Annotated in this window: 12 protein-coding genes; 3 read left to right on the forward strand and 9 right to left on the reverse strand. The window is 30.9% G+C overall.

What is annotated here, in order from left to right; translation table 11 throughout:
• Nucleotides 1–44: 44 nt before the first annotated feature.
• Both Q0049_RS04905 and Q0049_RS04910 read left to right on the forward strand, forming a co-directional pair.
• On the forward strand, nucleotides 45–1,373 hold the full coding sequence (locus tag Q0049_RS04905; protein ID WP_298117200.1) for a YHYH protein: 1,329 nt from the start codon (nucleotides 45–47) through the stop codon (nucleotides 1,371–1,373).
• Between the two features lie 38 nt (nucleotides 1,374–1,411).
• Nucleotides 1,412–2,596 carry a cytochrome c peroxidase gene (locus Q0049_RS04910; RefSeq protein ID WP_298117202.1) on the forward strand — a complete coding sequence of 395 codons (1,185 nt, stop codon included), beginning with the start codon at nucleotides 1,412–1,414 and terminating at the stop codon, nucleotides 2,594–2,596.
• Nucleotides 2,597–2,669: 73 nt separating this feature from the next.
• Here Q0049_RS04910 and sucD read toward each other — a convergent pair whose 3' ends face one another.
• The 9 genes from sucD to Q0049_RS04955 form a co-directional block, all read right to left on the reverse strand.
• On the reverse strand, nucleotides 2,670–3,542 hold the full coding sequence (gene sucD, locus Q0049_RS04915; protein ID WP_298117203.1) for a succinate--CoA ligase subunit alpha: 873 nt from the start codon (nucleotides 3,540–3,542) through the stop codon (nucleotides 2,670–2,672).
• Nucleotides 3,543–3,662: 120 nt separating this feature from the next.
• On the reverse strand, nucleotides 3,663–4,025 hold the full coding sequence (locus Q0049_RS04920) for a nuclear transport factor 2 family protein (protein ID WP_298117205.1): 363 nt from the start codon (nucleotides 4,023–4,025) through the stop codon (nucleotides 3,663–3,665).
• Nucleotides 4,025–4,954, reverse strand: coding sequence for a UDP-3-O-(3-hydroxymyristoyl)glucosamine N-acyltransferase (locus Q0049_RS04925; RefSeq protein ID WP_298117207.1), 930 nt, complete (start codon nucleotides 4,952–4,954; stop codon nucleotides 4,025–4,027). The genes Q0049_RS04920 and Q0049_RS04925 overlap by 1 nt, the downstream gene beginning before the upstream one ends.
• Before the next feature lie 75 nt (nucleotides 4,955–5,029).
• Nucleotides 5,030–5,596: an elongation factor P gene (efp, locus tag Q0049_RS04930; protein ID WP_298117209.1), complete on the reverse strand. Its 567-nt coding sequence runs from the start codon at nucleotides 5,594–5,596 to the stop codon at nucleotides 5,030–5,032.
• Nucleotides 5,597–5,633: 37 nt separating this feature from the next.
• The gene (gene lpxA, locus Q0049_RS04935; protein ID WP_298117211.1) at nucleotides 5,634–6,419 is read right to left on the reverse strand and encodes an acyl-ACP--UDP-N-acetylglucosamine O-acyltransferase; all 786 of its coding nucleotides are present in this window, start codon (nucleotides 6,417–6,419) and stop codon (nucleotides 5,634–5,636) included.
• Nucleotides 6,420–6,492: 73 nt separating this feature from the next.
• On the reverse strand, nucleotides 6,493–7,881 hold the full coding sequence (locus tag Q0049_RS04940; protein ID WP_298117213.1) for a bifunctional UDP-3-O-[3-hydroxymyristoyl] N-acetylglucosamine deacetylase/3-hydroxyacyl-ACP dehydratase: 1,389 nt from the start codon (nucleotides 7,879–7,881) through the stop codon (nucleotides 6,493–6,495).
• 29 nt (nucleotides 7,882–7,910) lie between these two features.
• On the reverse strand, nucleotides 7,911–8,927 hold the full coding sequence (gene lpxD / locus Q0049_RS04945; RefSeq protein WP_298117215.1) for a UDP-3-O-(3-hydroxymyristoyl)glucosamine N-acyltransferase: 1,017 nt from the start codon (nucleotides 8,925–8,927) through the stop codon (nucleotides 7,911–7,913).
• A 119-nt stretch (nucleotides 8,928–9,046) separates the two neighbouring features.
• Nucleotides 9,047–10,282 (reverse strand): HD domain-containing protein, encoded by a 1,236-nt coding sequence (locus Q0049_RS04950; protein ID WP_298117217.1) that lies wholly within the window; start codon nucleotides 10,280–10,282, stop codon nucleotides 9,047–9,049.
• 114 nt (nucleotides 10,283–10,396) lie between these two features.
• Nucleotides 10,397–12,430, reverse strand: coding sequence for a M13 family metallopeptidase (locus Q0049_RS04955; protein WP_298117219.1), 2,034 nt, complete (start codon nucleotides 12,428–12,430; stop codon nucleotides 10,397–10,399).
• A 247-nt stretch (nucleotides 12,431–12,677) separates the two neighbouring features.
• On the opposite strand from Q0049_RS04955, the gene Q0049_RS04960 reads away from it, so the two are divergent.
• Complete coding sequence (locus tag Q0049_RS04960; RefSeq protein ID WP_298117220.1) at nucleotides 12,678–18,743, forward strand: T9SS type A sorting domain-containing protein; 6,066 nt, start codon at nucleotides 12,678–12,680, stop codon at nucleotides 18,741–18,743.
• Nucleotides 18,744–18,765 lie beyond the last annotated feature (22 nt).

The raw sequence follows: 18,765 nt of genomic DNA on the forward strand, positions 1-18,765 counted from the left end.
AATTAATTAATTGTTTCGTCTAAAAGTAATAAACAAATATCCACATGAAAAAAAGCCTTATTCTTCTATTATTTATTCAACAATTATTGTATTCGCAAACTAATCCTGCGATTACAAAATGGTTGCAAAATGTAACCATAACAGGTAATTATTATCAAACTGGTAATTCAACACCAATTTCAAATGGTATTCTAGTAAATTGCCAACAAGTTAGATACTCAACAAACTGGGTTTATGTTAACGCAACCGGAATTCCTGCATATCCAGTTGGAGTTTTTACAGGTGATGGTAATACAAATCAAGCTGGAAATCAAAATGCAATTTATAAATTTCCATTAAATCCTACTCAAAATACCGGAACATCAACAGCAACGACAGGCGGAAACATTGGTGTTTTTATAAATGGTGTCTCATTATTTGATTATAGAGATGGTGTTGCTTGGAATAATTCTACAAATGCATTATGTGGAGGTCCAGGAAATCCTAATTGTCCTGGTGGTCCAATGGCAACTCAAGCATGGAATAGAGATGCAATTCCTGCTGAAAAATTAGGATTTGACTGCGCTAAAGGACATCCTGCAGGAACAAATTATCATCATCATCAAAATCCGAGTGCTTTCAAATATGATTTGAATTTAATTTCAACTATTTGTAACACATATGATTCTGAAGGATTGTATACAATAAATACAAGTCAACATTCACCACTAATTGGTTTTGCCTATGATGGATTTCCAATATATGGTGCATATGCCTATACAAATACAAATGGAACTGGTGGAATAAGTAGAATGAAATCTAGTTATCAATTAAAAAGTCAAACCACTAGAGCAAATGGTCCAGCTGTAAATTCAACTTACTTTAATGGATATTTTAAAGAAGATTATGAATATATTGCTCATCCATCAGATCCAACTTATTTAGATTCACACAACGGAAGATTTTGTATAACTCCAGAATATCCTAGCGGAATTTATTGCTATTTTGCCACTGTAGATGCTAATCATAACTCAGCTTATCCCTATGTAGTTGGACCAACATATTATGGGAATGTTACGGGTGGAAAAGTTACAACAGTTTCTGAATCAACTACTACTTATTTAAGTAACGATAGTTTTTCTTTAAATAAAACGAACATTAAAGTTTATCCAAATCCATCAACAAATTTTATAACTATTCAAACAGATTTTGCAGAAAATAATTTAAAAGTTGAAATTATAAATGAAATTGGTCAAATTGTTGCAAAAGGTACTATTTTTCAAGGAACAACAATGTGTTCGATAGAGACTGATGCTTTATATAATGGAGTATATTTTGTCAAAGTTTCAAATAATTCTGATAGCTTTAGCAGTAAAATTATTATCAATAATTAGTACCAATTTCAAATAATATAAACCAAAAATTAATAAATATGCTAAAAAAAATCTCATCGTTACTAATAATCACATTATCATTTTCTTGTGGAAGTGATAATGATAGCGAATATGTTCCTGTTGAAACTTATCCAAATGTTACTGCTGCTTTTGGAGACAACATTAACCTATCAAATCTAGCCAATTATGCTAATCAAACTGTACCTGCATATGTTACAAAAAACAATACCGGTTCTAATTTAATAACGGATAAAGGAGCTACTTTAGGAAGGGTTTTATTTTATGATAAAAAATTATCTTCCAATAATACTATTTCTTGTGCTAGCTGTCACCATCAAGCAAATGGTTTTAGTGATATTGCTATTTCAAGTCAAGGTGTAAACGGAACTACAGGAAGACATTCAATGCGATTAATAAATAATCGATTTGCAAATGAAACAAAATTCTTTTGGGATGAAAGAGCCATTAATTTAGAAACTCAAACCACAATGCCTATTAAAGATCATGGAGAAATGGGTTATAGTGGTACAAATGGTGATGAAGCATTTTCTGGATTAATTACTAAACTATCAGCGATTGGTTATTATAAAGAACTATTCAAATTTGTTTATGGTTCAGAGGAAATTACTGAAAACAAAATGCAACTTGCGTTAGCTCAATTTATCAAAAGTATCCAATCTTTTGATTCAAAGTATGATGCAGGAAGAGCTTTAGCAACTAACGAAGGTCAACCTTTTACTAATTTTACTACACAGGAAAATCAAGGAAAAAATTTATTTTTAACGCCACCTGTTTTTGATGCGACTGGAAATAGAACTTCTGGAGGATTAGGTTGTGCAGGTTGTCATGCAGCACCAGAATTTGATATTGACCCAAACTCATTAAGCAATGGAATTGGTGGTTCAATAGCTGGAGGTGCAGATTTTACTAATACTCGAGCTCCATCTTTAAGAGATATTGCAAAACCGGATGGAACACCAAATGGACCAATGATGCATACAGGTGTCATAACAACACTTCAAGCAGCAATAGGACATTATGGTAATTTAACAACGGCTGCAATAAATAATACAAATTTAGATCCAAGACTAAAACCAAATGGATTTGGACAACAATTACATTTGACAGCACCAGAAGTTAATGCCGTTATTGCTTTTCTAAAAACACTTTCAGGAACAAATGTTTATACGGATAGTAAGTGGTCTAATCCATTCTTAAATTAAATTTAGATTTTATTAAAAAAAAAGAGCTTTCAATATTGAAAGCTCTTTTTTTGTTTATATAAAAGGATTTTAATTATCCCATTACTTCTTTTACTTTTTTACCAATTTCAGCTGGAGAATCTACAACATGAATTCCGTTTTCTCTCATGATACGTTTTTTAGCTTCTGCTGTATCATCAGCACCACCAACAATAGCGCCAGCATGTCCCATTGTTCTTCCTTTTGGAGCAGTTTCACCAGCAATGAATCCAACAACTGGTTTACGGTTTCCATCAGCTTTAATCCATTTAGCAGCATCAGCTTCTAATTGACCACCAATTTCACCAATCATAACAATACAGTGAGTTTCAGGATCATTCATTAATAATTCAACAGCTTCTTTTGTTGTTGTTCCAATAATTGGATCTCCACCAATTCCGATTGCTGTAGTAATTCCCATTCCTTGCTTTACAACTTGGTCAGCAGCTTCATAAGTTAAAGTTCCTGATTTAGAAACAATTCCAACATTACCTTTTTTGAAAACAAAACCTGGCATAATTCCAACTTTAGCTTCTTCTGGTGTAATTACTCCTGGACAGTTTGGACCTATTAATCTACAGTCTCTATCTTTTATGTATGAATACGCTTTAATCATATCTGCTACTGGAATTCCCTCAGTAATACAAATTATAACTTTAATACCCGCATCTGCAGCTTCCATGATAGCATCAGCAGCAAAAGCTGGTGGAACGAAAATAATTGTTGTATCTGCACCTGCTTGTTCAACAGCATCTTTAACTGTATTGAAAACTGGTCTTTCTAAATGTGTTGAACCACCTTTTCCTGGTGTAACTCCACCTACAACATTTGTTCCGTATTCAATCATTTGTGAAGCGTGAAAAGTACCTTCACTTCCTGTAAATCCTTGAACTATTATTTTCGAATTCTTATTAACTAAAACGCTCATAGTATATTTTTTATTTAGTTTTATTGTTTGTGATGCAAAAGTATTAAAAAGTGTTCAGTATTCCGTATTCAGTATTCAGTTTTTTTACTACTATTTTGCAAATTTTCTATATATATAATTTTACGAGAATTGACTCATTTGATAACCTCGATATAGCTTTTCATCTTTTATTTCCCAAATAACAAAAAAATGAGCTAATAACATTTCTTCTCTAGGGTTTTCAATAGTTTTTACAAAATGAGAATAACGAACTGAAACCATATTTCCTTCTTCAATAATATGGGTAATTCTCATTTTAGATCGAATATAAGCAGTACTTAATTCATCCGAAAGATTTAAAACATCTTCCTTTTTCATTTGAACAAACCCTTTACTACTGTTCCATTCAATAATTAAATCTTCATGAAGCAATTGAGCCACTTCAGAACGATGCAAAAGGACATCGTTTTTATACAAATCTAATACTAACTCTTTTGCTTTCATTATTTTAGATTTTTTAAAATTTCAGGAATACGCTTAATATTTGCTAATTGTTTCAGTTTTTCTCGTGATTCTTCTATTGGTGTTCCAAAATAAGATTTTCCGCCTTCAATAGACTTTGTAACTCCAGTTTGACCAAGAACTACTGACTTTGCTCCTATCGTTATTCCACTTGTAGTTCCAACTTGTCCCCAAAGTGTAACTTCATCTTCAATAATTACACAACCTGCAATTCCAGTTTGAGCTGCGATTAAACATTTTTTGCCGATAACTGTATCATGACCAACATGAACTTGGTTGTCAATTTTTGTTCCTTCTCCAATAGTTGTATCTCCTGTAACACCTTTATCAATTGTACAAAGAGCACCTATTCCTACATTGTTTTCTATAACAACTCTTCCGCCTGAAAGTAATTGATCAAATCCTTCCGGACGTTTTTTATAGTAAAACGCATCGGCTCCAAGAATTGTTCCAGCTTGAATGATCACATTATCTCCAATGACACAATTATCATAAATTGAAACATTAGAATGAATGATGCAATTTTTTCCAATTAGAACATTATGACCTATAAAACAGTTGGGTTGGATTACTGTTCCTTCACCTATAGTCGCTGAATTAGAAATGGAAACACTAGCAAAATTGAAAGGTCTAAAATGATTGGTTAATTTATTAAAATCTCTGAAAGGATCATCTGAAATTAATAACGCTTTTCCTTTTGGACATTCAACTTCCTTATTGATAAGAACAATAGTTGCGGCAGATTGTAAAGCTTTATCATAATATTTAGGATGATCAACAAATACAATATCGCCTGAGGTAACCACATGAATCTCGTTCATGCCATAAACAGGAAAATCATCGGCTCCAACATATTGGCAACCAATGATTTCTGCAATTTCTTTAAGAGTATATTCTTTTGAAAACTTCATATTTCTTTTTGTTTCAGGTTTAAAGTTTCAAGTTTGAAGTTATATAAAACCTTAAACGTGAAACTTGAAACAAATTTATTCCTTAACACGTTCCATGTAAGAACCTGTAGCGGTATCTATTTTGATTTTATCTCCTTCATTAATAAATAAAGGAACGTTTACTGAAGCTCCAGTTTCTACTTTCGCAGGTTTTGTTGCGTTAGTTGCTGTATTTCCTTTTACTCCAGGTTCAGCATAAGTAACTTCTAAAACAATAGAAGCTGGCATATCTACAGAAAGTGGCATATCAGTTTCAGTATTTATTTGAACCATCACGTTTGTTCCTTCTTTTAATAAATCTGGAGCATCTAAGATTTTTTTATCCAAAGTAATTTGTTCATATGATTCTGTATTCATGAAGTGAAATTGATCTCCTTCTGAATATAAATATTGAAACGTTTGAGTTTCAACACGAATATCTTCAATTTTGTGACCTGCAGAAAAAGTATTATCTAAAACTTTCCCATTAGTTAAGCTTTTCAATTTAGTTCTAACAAAAGCAGGACCTTTTCCTGGTTTTACGTGAAGAAATTCGATAATTTTATAAATATCGTGATTGAATTTAATGCATAATCCGTTTCTAATATCTGATGTAGATGCCATTTTTTATTATTTTTTAATTTTTATTTTGAAATTTTAATTAATATGAACCTGAGTAACCTTTCATAATTCCTCTTGATGAATTTTTAATAAAATCTAATATTTCATCACGCTCTGGAGAAGCTTCCATTTCGGCTTCAATAATTCCAACTGCTTGAGATGTATTGTAATTTTTTTGATATAAAATTCTATAAATGTCTTGAATTTCTCTAATTTTTTCGGTTGTAAAACCTCTTCTTCTCAATCCAACTGAATTGATTCCAACATAGGACAAAGGTTCTTTTGCAGCTTTTGTATATGGAGGAACATCTTTTCTAACTAATGAACCACCAGAAATCATTGCATGATCACCAATATGAATGAATTGATGAATGGCTGCTAAACCTCCTATAATTGCATAATTACCAACAATAACGTGACCTGCAAGTGCAACACCGTTAACAATTATAGCATTATCGCCAATATGACAATCGTGTGCAATGTGTGCCGTTGCCATAATTAAGCAATTATTTCCAATTCTGGTCTGCCCTGAAGCTACAGTTCCTCTATTAATTGTAACACACTCTCTTACAGTTGTATTATCACCAATTATTGCAAGTGATTCTTCACCTCCAAATTTTAAGTCTTGTGGAACTGCTGAAATAACCGCACCTGGAAAAATATTACAATTTTTACCAATTCGAGCGCCTTCCATAATAGTTACGTTAGAACCTATCCAAGTTCCTTCACCAATTTCAACATTATTATGAATAGTAGTGAAAGGATCAATTACAACATTTCTTGCAATTTTTGCTCCTGGATGTACGTATGCTAGTGGTTGATTCATATTTAATTTGCTTATGGTTTGTTGTTAATTGTTTATTGTTTTACAACGACAAACTAAAAACTATAAACTTTTGTTATTGCTTTTTTGCTATTTGTGCCATTAATTCTGCTTCTGCAACTAGTTTTCCATTAGCATAGGCATTGGCTTGCATGTGACAAATTCCTCTTCTAATTGGAGATATTAAATCACATTTGAAAATTAAAGTATCACCTGGCAAAACTTTATGTTTGAATTTTACATTATCAATTTTCATAAAGTAAGTCAAATAATTTTCTGGATCTGGAACTGTACTTAATACTAAAATTCCACCTGTTTGAGCCATTGCCTCAACTATCAATACGCCTGGCATTACTGGTGCATCTGGAAAATGTCCTACAAAAAAGTTTTCATTCATAGTTACATTTTTCATTCCTACCACATGTGTATCAGACATTTCAATAATTCTATCAATCAATAAAAACGGCGGACGATGAGGTAACGTATTCATTATTTGATGAATATCCATCAATGGTGGCAAATTCAAATCATAAGTAGGAACATGATTTTTTTGTTCAATTTTAATGATTTTAGATAGTTTTTTTGCAAACTGAGTATTTACAAAATGTCCTGGCTTATTAGCAATTACTTTTCCTTTAATTCTAACTCCAATAAGTGATAAATCTCCAACAACGTCAAGCAATTTATGACGTGCTGCTTCATTTGGATAATGTAACGTTAAATTGTCTAAAATTCCGTTTTCTTTTACAGAAATAGAATCTTTTCCAAATGCTTTCTTGAGGTTTTCCATTGTATTTGGAGAAATTTCTTTGTCCACATATACAATTGCATTGTTTAAATCGCCTCCTTTTATCAAACCATTATCTAAAAGACTTTCAAGCTCATGAAGAAAACTAAAGGTTCTACTATTTGCAATTTCAGTTTTAAATTCTGAAATACTTTTCATTGTAGCATTTTGAGTACCAAGAACTTTGGTTCCAAAGTCAACCATTGTTGTAATTGAATAATCATCATTTGGCATTACAAGAATTTCACTTCCAGTAGCTTCATCTGTAAATGATATAACTTCTTTAACCACATAAAATTGACGATCAGCATCTTGCTCTTCAATACCTACTTTTTCAATTGCTTCAACAAAATATTTAGAAGAACCATCCATAATTGGTAATTCTGAAGCATTCAATTCAATAATTACATTATCTAAATCACAACCTACTAAAGCTGCTAAGACATGTTCTGGTGTTTGAATTTTTACACCTAATTTTTCTAAGTTTGTTCCTCTTTGTGTATTAACAACATAATTAGCATCTGCTTCAATAATTGGATTCCCTTCTAAATCAATTCTTACAAAAGTAAATCCATTGTTTATTGGCGCAGGTTTAAAAGTCATTGTAACCTCTTTACCTGTATGTAATCCAACTCCATTAAGTGAAATCTCTGTTTTGATGGTTTTTTGCTTAACCATAATATAATCGTAATTTAGTTTGTTTATTTTTAAAGCTTTTTCTTTAATTCGTCAATATCTGAAACAATTTTAGGGAAATTTCTAAAATGAACGAATGACTTACTAAAATCTCCATAATTAAATGCTGGAGAACCTTGAACTGTTTCGCCTTCTTTTAATGATTTTCCTATTCCTGATTGTGCTTGAATTCTAACTCCGTCACCAATTGTAATATGACCTACAATTCCAACTTGTCCGCCAATCATACAATTCTTTCCAATTTTAGTAGAACCTGCAATACCAGTTTGTGATGCTATTACAGTATTTTCTCCAATATCTACATTATGAGCAATTTGAATTTGATTGTCTAGCTTCACTCCTTTTCTAATAAAGGTTGAACCTAAAGTTGCTCTATCAATTGTGGTACATGAACCAACTTCTACATTGTCTTCTAAAATAACATTTCCAATTTGCGGAATTTTACTGAAAGTTCCATCTTCTAAAGGTGCAAATCCAAAACCATCTGAACCAATAATTGTTCCGGAATGAATCGTACAATTGTTACCTATAACTGTCTCAGAATAAATTCTTACACCAGCAAAAAATAAACAATCATCACCAATTGTAACATTGTCGCCTATAAATGAATTTGGATAAATTTTTACATTTTTCCCTATTGTAACATTTTTTCCAATGTAACAAAAGCTTCCTAAATATAAATTCTCACCATAGATAACATTTTCAGAAATTACTGAAGGTTGCTCAATTCCTGACTTCATCAACTTTACTTGATTGTAATATTCTAGTAATTTAGAAAATGACTTATAAGCGTCTTCAACTTTAATCAAAGTTGTAGTGATAGGTTGTTCAGGCTCAAAGCTATTATTAACAATAGTTATTGTCGCTTGAGTTGAATAGATATAATTTTGATATTTTGGATTAGATAGAAAAGTTAAAGAACCTTCAATTCCTTCTTCAATTTTAGCTAATTTATAGACTTCAGCACTAGGATTTCCTACTACTTCGCCTTCAAGAATACCTGCTATTTGTTCTGCTGTGAATTTCATTTTATAAAAAAAATATTTTCCAAAGGAATAAAATGGAACTCGCAAATATACTTAAAAATAAAATTTACAAATTTAAAGGCTTGTTTCATTTGTGCAAAAATATAAAATTTAATTGAAACCTACGCTTCAAGAAGCACTTTTGGATAACATATAAAATATTTAGTAACTGCTTTTGATAAAGCTTTTACCTGCAATTGGTCTGTTGAATCAACAATGTTTTCAACTGTTTTGTCCTTTTTTAAAATACTTATAGGTTCACTTTCTTTGTTATAGGCTTGATTTTTTAATTTTCCTTTAAAAACAAAATAGGCAGCTTCTTTATCAGAAAGATGGTAAAGTGTTGTAATTTTATCCTTTAACTCATCTAATTTTTCACTGTTTGGTTTTTCATCCAGCATGGTAATTTTAAGCAAATCTCTATTGATTATCATTTTACTCAACGAACTTAATACAAAATCATCATTAAATTGCCATGATTTTATTGCTCCCATTACATCATAGTCATCTAATAAAGCAAATGTTTTTAAAGCAATGGCATCAAAATCATCTGTAGAAATCTTGTTGTTTAAAAAATAAGAAAGTGGTTCACTGCAAGGCAATTGTATTCCTTTTTGGGTTAACTCTTTTGCTCGTTTAAGAATTTTAGTCAAAGTCAACTCTGCAACTACTGATGTTTTATGTAAATAGGCTTGCCAATACATCAATCTACGAGCTACAAGAAATTTTTCTACAGAAAAAATCCCTTTTTCTTCAATTACTAAAATATCATCTTGAACGTTCATCATTTGTATCAATCGATCACTATTGATATTACCCTCAGCAACACCACTGTAAAAACTATCTCTTTTTAGATAATCCATTCGATCCATATCTAACTGACTTGATATCAATTGCAACATAAATTTACGATGGTATTCGCCTTTAAATATTTGAATTGCCAAACTCAATTTTCCGTTAAATTCAGTATTTAGAGCATTCATAAAAAGTAAAGAAATTGCTTCATGATGAATATCCTCTACAATACTGTGTTCCATTGCATGTGAAAAAGGTCCATGTCCAATATCGTGCAACAAAATAGCAATATATAACGCATTTTCCTCCTCATCTGAAATTAAAACTCCTTTAAAACGAAGTGTTTGAACTGCTTTTTGCATGATGTGCATACAACCTAAAGCATGATGAAAACGAGTGTGATGTGCACCAGGATAAACCAAATAGGACAAACCCATTTGAGAAATTCGTCGTAATCTTTGAAAATAAGGATGCTGAATTAAGTCGTAAATTAAGCCGTTTGGTATAGTAATAAATCCGTAAATCGGATCATTAAATATTTTAAGTTTATTGGTAGAGTTCACTAATACTGAATTTATTAGACAAATGTAATGAAATTTAGACATAAAAAAACTACAACTTGTAAGGTTGTAGTTTTTAATTTTATTGTCACACTGAGCTTGTCGAAGTGCTTTTATTTACCAAATCTCAACTCTCAATGAATCTGGTTGATACATTGGGCTTCCTGGTTTAATATTAAATGTTTTATGAAACTGAGGGAAATTAGCTAATGGTCCATTAATTCTAAATTGTGCTGGCGAGTGAACATCTGTCATAATTTGATTTAATAACGCCTCTTTATTCGTATTAACCATCCAAGCATATCCATAAGCCAAAAAGTAACGTTGGTCTGGTGTCAATCCGCTTATTTTTTCTTGGTTTTTATACTGTTTGGTTTTTTTGAATGCTTCATATCCCATAACAACACCGCCTAAATCGGCTATATTTTCACCTTGAGTAGCATCACCATTTACAAACTTATCGCCTACTTTAAACTTACTGTATTGGTTCACAATTAAAGCTGTTTTTTGTTTGAATTTCTTCAAATCCTCAGCAGTCCACCAGTTATTTAAATTCCCTTTATCATCATACTGACTTCCTTGATCATCAAATCCATGTGTGATTTCATGTCCAAAAGTCGAACCTCCAATAATCCCATATAAAATAGCATCATCTGGCATTCTACCTTCATAACCTGGCACTAAAATATTACAAGCTGGAACACAAATTTCATTGTTACTTGGATTGTAATAAGCGTTATAAGTTTGTGGATACATTCCCCATTCTGTTCTATCAACTGGTTTTCCATATTTTTTAATCATCTCATTAAAATCCCATTTATTAACAGCCATCACATTTTTACAATAAGAATTTCTATCAACTGAAATTGAACTCAAATCCTTCCATTTATCAGGATAACCCACTTTCATTACAATTTTACTTAGTTTATGCAATGCTTTCGCTTTTGTTGGTTCGCTCATCCAATCTAGTTTTTTGATACGCTCTGCATAAACTGTTCTGATGTTATTTCCAATTTCTAATAATTTTTCTTTTGAACCTTTAGGTAAATATTCCTCAACATAAACCTGTCCAATCAACTCGCCCAATGAACTGTTTGTTTGCTCAACTACATTTTTCCATCTTGGTTTTTGCTCTTTTACCCCAGTCATAACTGTAGCATAAAACTTGAAATTTTGATTTTCAAAATCTTTACTTAAATAAGACGCATAATTATTTAATAAACTCCATTTTAAATACGCTTTCCAATCTTCAATAGTATAGCTTTTTAACATGCCATTCAAAGCTTTATAGAATTCTGGTTGGCCAACTAAAACGGTATCTGCTTTTGCAATTCCGAAATCTTTTAATGTAGTATTCCAATCAATGTTTGGTGTAATCGCATTGAATTGAACCACTGACATTTTGTTATAATTTTTAATTGGATCACGCAAATCTTCCATTTTTCGTGATGCTTTCGCCAAATCAGTTTCTAACTTCATAATTGAAGAGGCACTTTTAGTTGCAATATCACTTTTTTGACCAGCTAATTCCATCATTTTTTGAAGATGTTTTATATATTCATTTCTGATGACAGTCGTTTCTTTATCAGTATTAAAATAGTAATCTCTTTCGCCTAAACCTAAACCACCTTGCATAAATTGTAATGCATTTTTAGCACTATTTTTATCGTCTTGATACACATAAAAAGTAAAAGCAGTACTTGAACCTATAGAATGTAAATAAGCAATCGTTTTCATTAAACTAGGAATATCTTTCACTGAATCAATTTTGGCAAAATCATTTTTTAAAGGCGAAATACCTAATTTATTTATGGTAACAGAATCCATTCCTGAAGCATAAAAATCGCCAATTTTTTGTTTGTTACTTCCTTTTTCCGCATTTGCTTCAGCCGATTTTTCGCAAATAGATTTCACTTGATTATTGATGGTATCTTGAATCATTCTGAAGATTCCATTACTTCTTTCAGAAGATGGAATAGGATGTTTTTTAAACCAACCTCCATTGGCATAGTTGAAAAAATCAACTGAAGGATCAACTAAAGTATCTCTGTTGGTTAATAATGGATCGACAAAATCTGATTCTTTTTTATTGCAACTCACTATTGTTAATGTTGCAATTGACAGCAAAGTAATTTTTTGAAGTAGTTTCATTATGATGTTTTTAATTGATGATTAGTATGAGTTTTGATTGAATTGTTACGAAAGTAATTATATTTATAATAAATAACAAAATGTTAAATATAATATTTATTCATTGTTAATTTTGTTAAAAAATAACTACAAATTAATATTTAAAATTGTTATATGTATTATTTTTTTAATTAAATTCACAAAGTATTAACAGTATTTATAATACATATATAATCATTTTATAATTGAACCATAAACATTTAAACATATGAGAAAAAAACTTTTACTTCTGTTAGTGTTACTAAACACAATGCTTTACGCTCAAAAAACTACTGAATTCAATGATGACTTTCTTAACAATATATTTGACAATTATGGAAACAGATATTCTTTACAAGATTTACAATTAAAAAAAGACCGTAATCAACAAAACGAATCTAGATTTATAGATAATACCTGTGATTCTGGAATATTCAGACTTCATTTTGATACAGGTTCAGGAATGATAGATGGCGAGCATGTTGCTGCAGCTGCAAGAAGAGCTGTTGTATGTCAAGTTTTTCATGACATAAGCGAGTTTTTGAATACTCCTCTAAAAACAAACGGATTAAATAATAGAGTTGAAATTTGGGTGAGAAATTCTAGTGCTTTAGTTGGAACTAATATTTTAGGTCAGGCATCAGGATTTTATAGTGTTCCTCTCAATCCAACTGCTGCAAATGTTAATGGAGGAATAATTGACAATGAAATTTGGAAAACAATACAAACAGGTTTGGACTCTTACAGAAATATTGCTTCTAGTTTTTCAATGTTAAACTTTGGAGAAGTTACTAATTCAGGTTCATACTTTCATGGAATGTTATTAATTAATCCATCTATAAATTGGAATTTAGATTTATCAGCTAATCCACCGCCATTAACTAAAGATTTATATACAGTCGTTTTACATGAAGTAACACATGCATTAGGTATTGTTAGTTTGATTGACGCAAATGGAAATTCAACATTAGGTAATGGAAGTTTTAATTATTATACAAGATATGATACTTTTCTTAGAGATTCAAATGGAATCAATTTAATTACAAATAATACAACATGTGAAATGTATAATTATACTTTTACTAATAATGTAAATATTTTGCATCCTAATTGTAGTAATCCTTCGGGATTACAATCTCCTAACATTATTGCTGATGAAACTGATGACTGTAATACGACAATCCGCTTCAACAATTTACCCGTTTATAGACCAACTTGTTTTGAAAATGGTAGTAGTTTGAGTCATTTTGAAGATGAATGTTTTACAAATTCAATTGGACTTCCAAATGGCGATAACAATTACTTTGTCATGAGTAATGCATTAGCAAATAATGCAAAAAGATTTTTAACACCCGAAGAACGTAATGTTCTATGTCAGTTAGGTTACACTACAAATCAAACCTACTCTATAAACGGGAATGAAGTCTTTGATTATGGAAATGGTTGCCAAGGAATTAGAATAGCAGGTGTTAATGATGGATTAGATTTGTCAACCGGAAATTATCTTTATAGACCTATACAAGGTCAAGATTTTATATTCCCAATAGCCACAAATAATATTTTAAATAATGACATTTCTTCATCATCTAATATTGGCTTTACATGCTTAGAGGATGTGTATGATATAAATGCTTATATACCAACTACTTCAGGAAATGCAACAACAACAGTAATTTTTAATAGTAGTCAAATAGGATTGCATTTGTTACGATACATTCCAATTGATCTGAACACTAACGAGTTAGGCAATATTACCTACATATATCTATTTGTTGAAACACCGAATGTTCACAATGGAGGAGTTTGTGATATACCACCATCTGTTTGTAACTTAGTTAGAAATGGTGATTTTGAATTTTTTGAAGGATTGTCTGCACCCAATCTTATTGTTAGCCCAACTGGTTCAGTATGTTTTTGGAACAGAGCTAATAATGGAACACCTGATTATTTTAGACCTAATCATCCATATATAAACAACAGAATCCCTTGTAATTCTCTTGGTGATCAAGAAGTTAACAGTGGTAATTCTTATATAGGAATAGGATTAGGAAACAATGCAAATGAAAATATTTCAACTCTATTAAATGAAACATTATTACCTAATACAGAATACACATTAACCTTCAATGTTTCTCTTGCTGATGGTTTAAGAAGAATATCAAGACCAATACAAGTTTATCTCCGCAATGGAATTCAAACTTATCCTGGAATGGCTGATATTCCTTTAATAAACAATACTAATGAACTTTTGATAAACACTTCTGCTATCAATGACTTTTCAGGATGGACAACAATTACATTAACATTTAATACTGGAAATAGAGCTAATTTAAATGCTTTGTATATTGGAGGATTTAATACATTAAGCATCCCTAATACAATTAATCCAATAAACTCTATAACTACAAACTGCACTTTTACTACTTATAACAATCCTAGTGGCACATATTATTATTTAGACAATGTTAGATTAGTAAGAAAAGAAGATAGCAATCTAAATTTACCAGTTAATATTTGTTTAAATGAAACATTAAATAATCTAAATCAATTTATTGAATTAGCTAATCTAAACGGTACTTTTACAGGAAATGGTGTCACAGGAAATACTTTTGATGCTACAACGGCTGGTATTGGAATTCATACAATTACATATACATATCAAAACAATCTTGGTTGTGAAATGGTAATAACTGATACAATTGAAGTTCTTCCTGGTAACAATGCTGGAACATTATCAGGAAACCAAAACATCTTTACAAATCAAACGACAACAATTACATCAACTGAAACTGGCGGAACTTGGTCTTCAAGCGATACTTCGATTGCAACTGTTGATGCAAATGGTGTTGTAACTCCAATAACTGCAAGTGTTGTATCTATTTTATATACTGATAGTAATTCACCTAATTGTCCTCCAGACGTTGAGAGTATTATAATAACAATTCAAGACTTATGTCAAAATGCAACATCTTGGAACGGTACATCATGGAGTAATGGTACTCCTAGCATAACAACATATGTTGAGATTACTGGTGATTATGATATGAGTTTAAACACAAGCCTTCTAAGTTTTGATGCTTGTCGAGTTCGAGTAGTTAGCCCAGCGAGAGTGGTTGTTGCGGCTTCTAAGTATGTAAATATTAATTATGAACTTGTAGTGGAATCTGGAGCTACATTTGAAGTTAATGATGATGCTTCATTAGTACAAATAAATAATCAAAATAATAATCAAGGTAATATTATTTATCATAGAGATGTAATGGTTAACCAGTTTGATTACGTTTACTGGTCATCACCAATTAGTAATTTTAATATAAATAATCTTTCTCCTGCGACATCTCCATCACTTATTTTTAGATGGAATCCTAATGCTACAAATCCAAATGGTAGCTCGGGATATTGGATAAATGCTAATAATTCCATTATGGAAGCAGGAAAAGGATATATCATTAGAGTTCCAATGAGTTATGCACCTTCACCAGATCAAAACTTTACAGCTACTTTTTCAAATGGTATACCAAATAATGGAATTATTCATAAAGCTGTAGGTAGAGGAGATTATGTAGGTGCTGATATTCCTATTAGTAATAGTAGTCCAATTACCTCAATTTCAGATAATTTTAATTTAATTGGAAATCCATATCCTAGTGCAATCGATCCAGAATTATTTTTAGATGACCCAGATAATATTAATGTTATTGACGGATGCCTTTATTTGTGGAAACATGGCATAGGACTTAGTGCAACAGAAGTAAGTCCTTTCTACGCATCTTATCAACAAAATTATTCTGTAAATGATTATGACACATACAACAGTACGGGTACACAAAGTGGACCAGGTGTATTAAAAGTTGCTGGAGGACAAGGGTTCTTTGTTATTATGAAAGATGAGGCATCTACAGTTCTTGAATCTGGTAATACTCATTTTGTTACTTTTAGAAATGAAATGAGGGATAAAACATTTAATAACAATAATTTTTATAGAAATTCAAACGTAAACTCAACAACTAATCCAGTAGAGAAACACAGAATATGGTTAGATTTAGCTAATTCTAATAATGAATCGATTAGAACTTTAATTGGATATGTAACTGGTGCGACAATGCTAAGAGATCGTTCTTATGATGCTCCAACGCAAGTTTCAAATTTGTTTTCATTTTACTCTTTAATAGGAAATGAAAAATTAAACATACAAGGTAGATCGCTCCCATTCGATAATAATGATATAGTTCCTATAGGCATGAATATAACTGCAAACGGAAATTATACCTTTGCAATTTATACAACAGATGGAATTTTTAATCAAAATCAAAATATTTATATTTATGATTCTGTTTTAGATAGTTATCATAACATAAAGGTTGCACCATACACTTTCTATGCAACAGTTGGTAGATATGATGACCGTTTTAAGGTAGTATATAAACTTCCAACGCCAACATTTGATGAAATTTCACCTGTATGTAATGGAACAACAATAAACGCCTTACCAACAATTTCTAATAATGGCATATTAGGTTCATGGTCACCAGCTATAAATAATACACAAACAACTACTTACACTTTTACACCAAATGAAGATGTAAACAATACCACAACATTAACAATAAATATTTTACAAGGAACAACATATTATCAAGATAGCGATAATGATGGTTATGGAAATCCGAATGTAAATCTGCAATCTTGTGAAGGTGCTCCAAGTGGTTATGTAACTTTAGGAACTGATTGCGATGATACTAATAACTTAATTCATCCAAATGCTGTTGATGTTTGTTATGACGGTATTGATAATGATTGTAACGGAATTATTGATAATTCATGTGTTCCAATTACTGGTTCATTACCTACATCAATTTGTGGAACAACACTTTCAGGTTGGTATTCAACAATAACTGCAAATTGGACAAATTTTGCACAAGGATATCGTTTTAAAATCACAAAAGTTGATATGGTTACTAATGAGCCATTAGCACCAGCTGTCATTGTCGATAGACCTGTAAATAACATTTCATTAGCTAACGTTCCGGGAACTACATATAACTCAAGATATATGATTGAAATAGCTGTTAAATATAATAATGTTTGGCAACCATTTTATGGTCCAGCTTGTTTTGTAAACACTCCTAATCCTGTTGCAACAATAGGAACACATTGTGGCAGTACATTAACAGCAATGAATCAATGGATTTATACTTCACCAGTTTCTAACGTTACAGCTTATAAATTTAGAGTTACTAGAATAATTGACGGAGTTCCAACAGGTATTTCTCAAGAAACAACTCAACCTACAAATAGATTTAACATGACACAATTATCAGGAATTTTATATAATTGTACTTATAAAGTTGAAGTTTCGCTAAGAAATACTGACGGAACATTTTTACCATATAATGTACCATGCAACGTAACTACGCCAAATATTCCTATTCCTCAAATTGAATGTGTATCAACTAATTTGGCCGCAACTAATTCTTATATAAATGCTTATTATTTATCAAGCGCAATGTATTATCGTTTTGTAGTAGAAAATTTGAGTACAAATCAAATAGGAATTTATGATAGCACTACACGTCAATTAAGACTAACTGGTATTACAAATTATTCACCAGTGCTTTCTACACCATTTGTAACCTATAATACGTCATATAAAGTTAAAGTTGCCATACTTCCTTCTGCTAATGAAGTAGGTGAATTTAGTTCAGAATGTATCTTTACTACACCACCATTTCCTGTAACGCAACTTCAAACAAGTCAATGTAATTATACAGCAAATAGTAATACTGAATATATCTATGCTAATATTGTTAGTGGTGTTTCTCAATACAAATTTAGACTGACAAATACTTCACTTGGATATTCTCAATTTGCTTTAAGACCTTTAAGAGCTTTTTCATTAAATATGTTTACTGGACTTCAATCTGGTACAACTTATTCTGTAGATGTAAGTGTTTTAATTAATGGAATTTGGGGTCCATTTGGAAATGCATGTAATATTACTACTCCAGGAAGTATAGCAAGAACAAATACACCATCAACATTAAAAAATAGTTTTGATGTAAAAGTAGTTCCAAATCCATTTTCTGAAAATTTTGAGATAAAAGTTACCTCACCTTCAAATGAAATATTGAAAATTAAAGTTTTTGATAATTTAGGAAGACTTTTAGACGATTTTGAATCTACAATTGAAAATTTAAATCAAAGTAGTATTGGAAACAAATATCTTTCAGGTGTTTACAACATAATTATTCAACAAAATGATGAAGTTAAAACACTTAAAGTAATTAAAAGATAAGTGAAATCTAATTTTTGAGGCA

This window comes from Flavobacterium sp. (assembly GCF_027484205.1).
Classification (GTDB): Bacteria; Bacteroidota; Bacteroidia; order Flavobacteriales; family Flavobacteriaceae; genus Flavobacterium.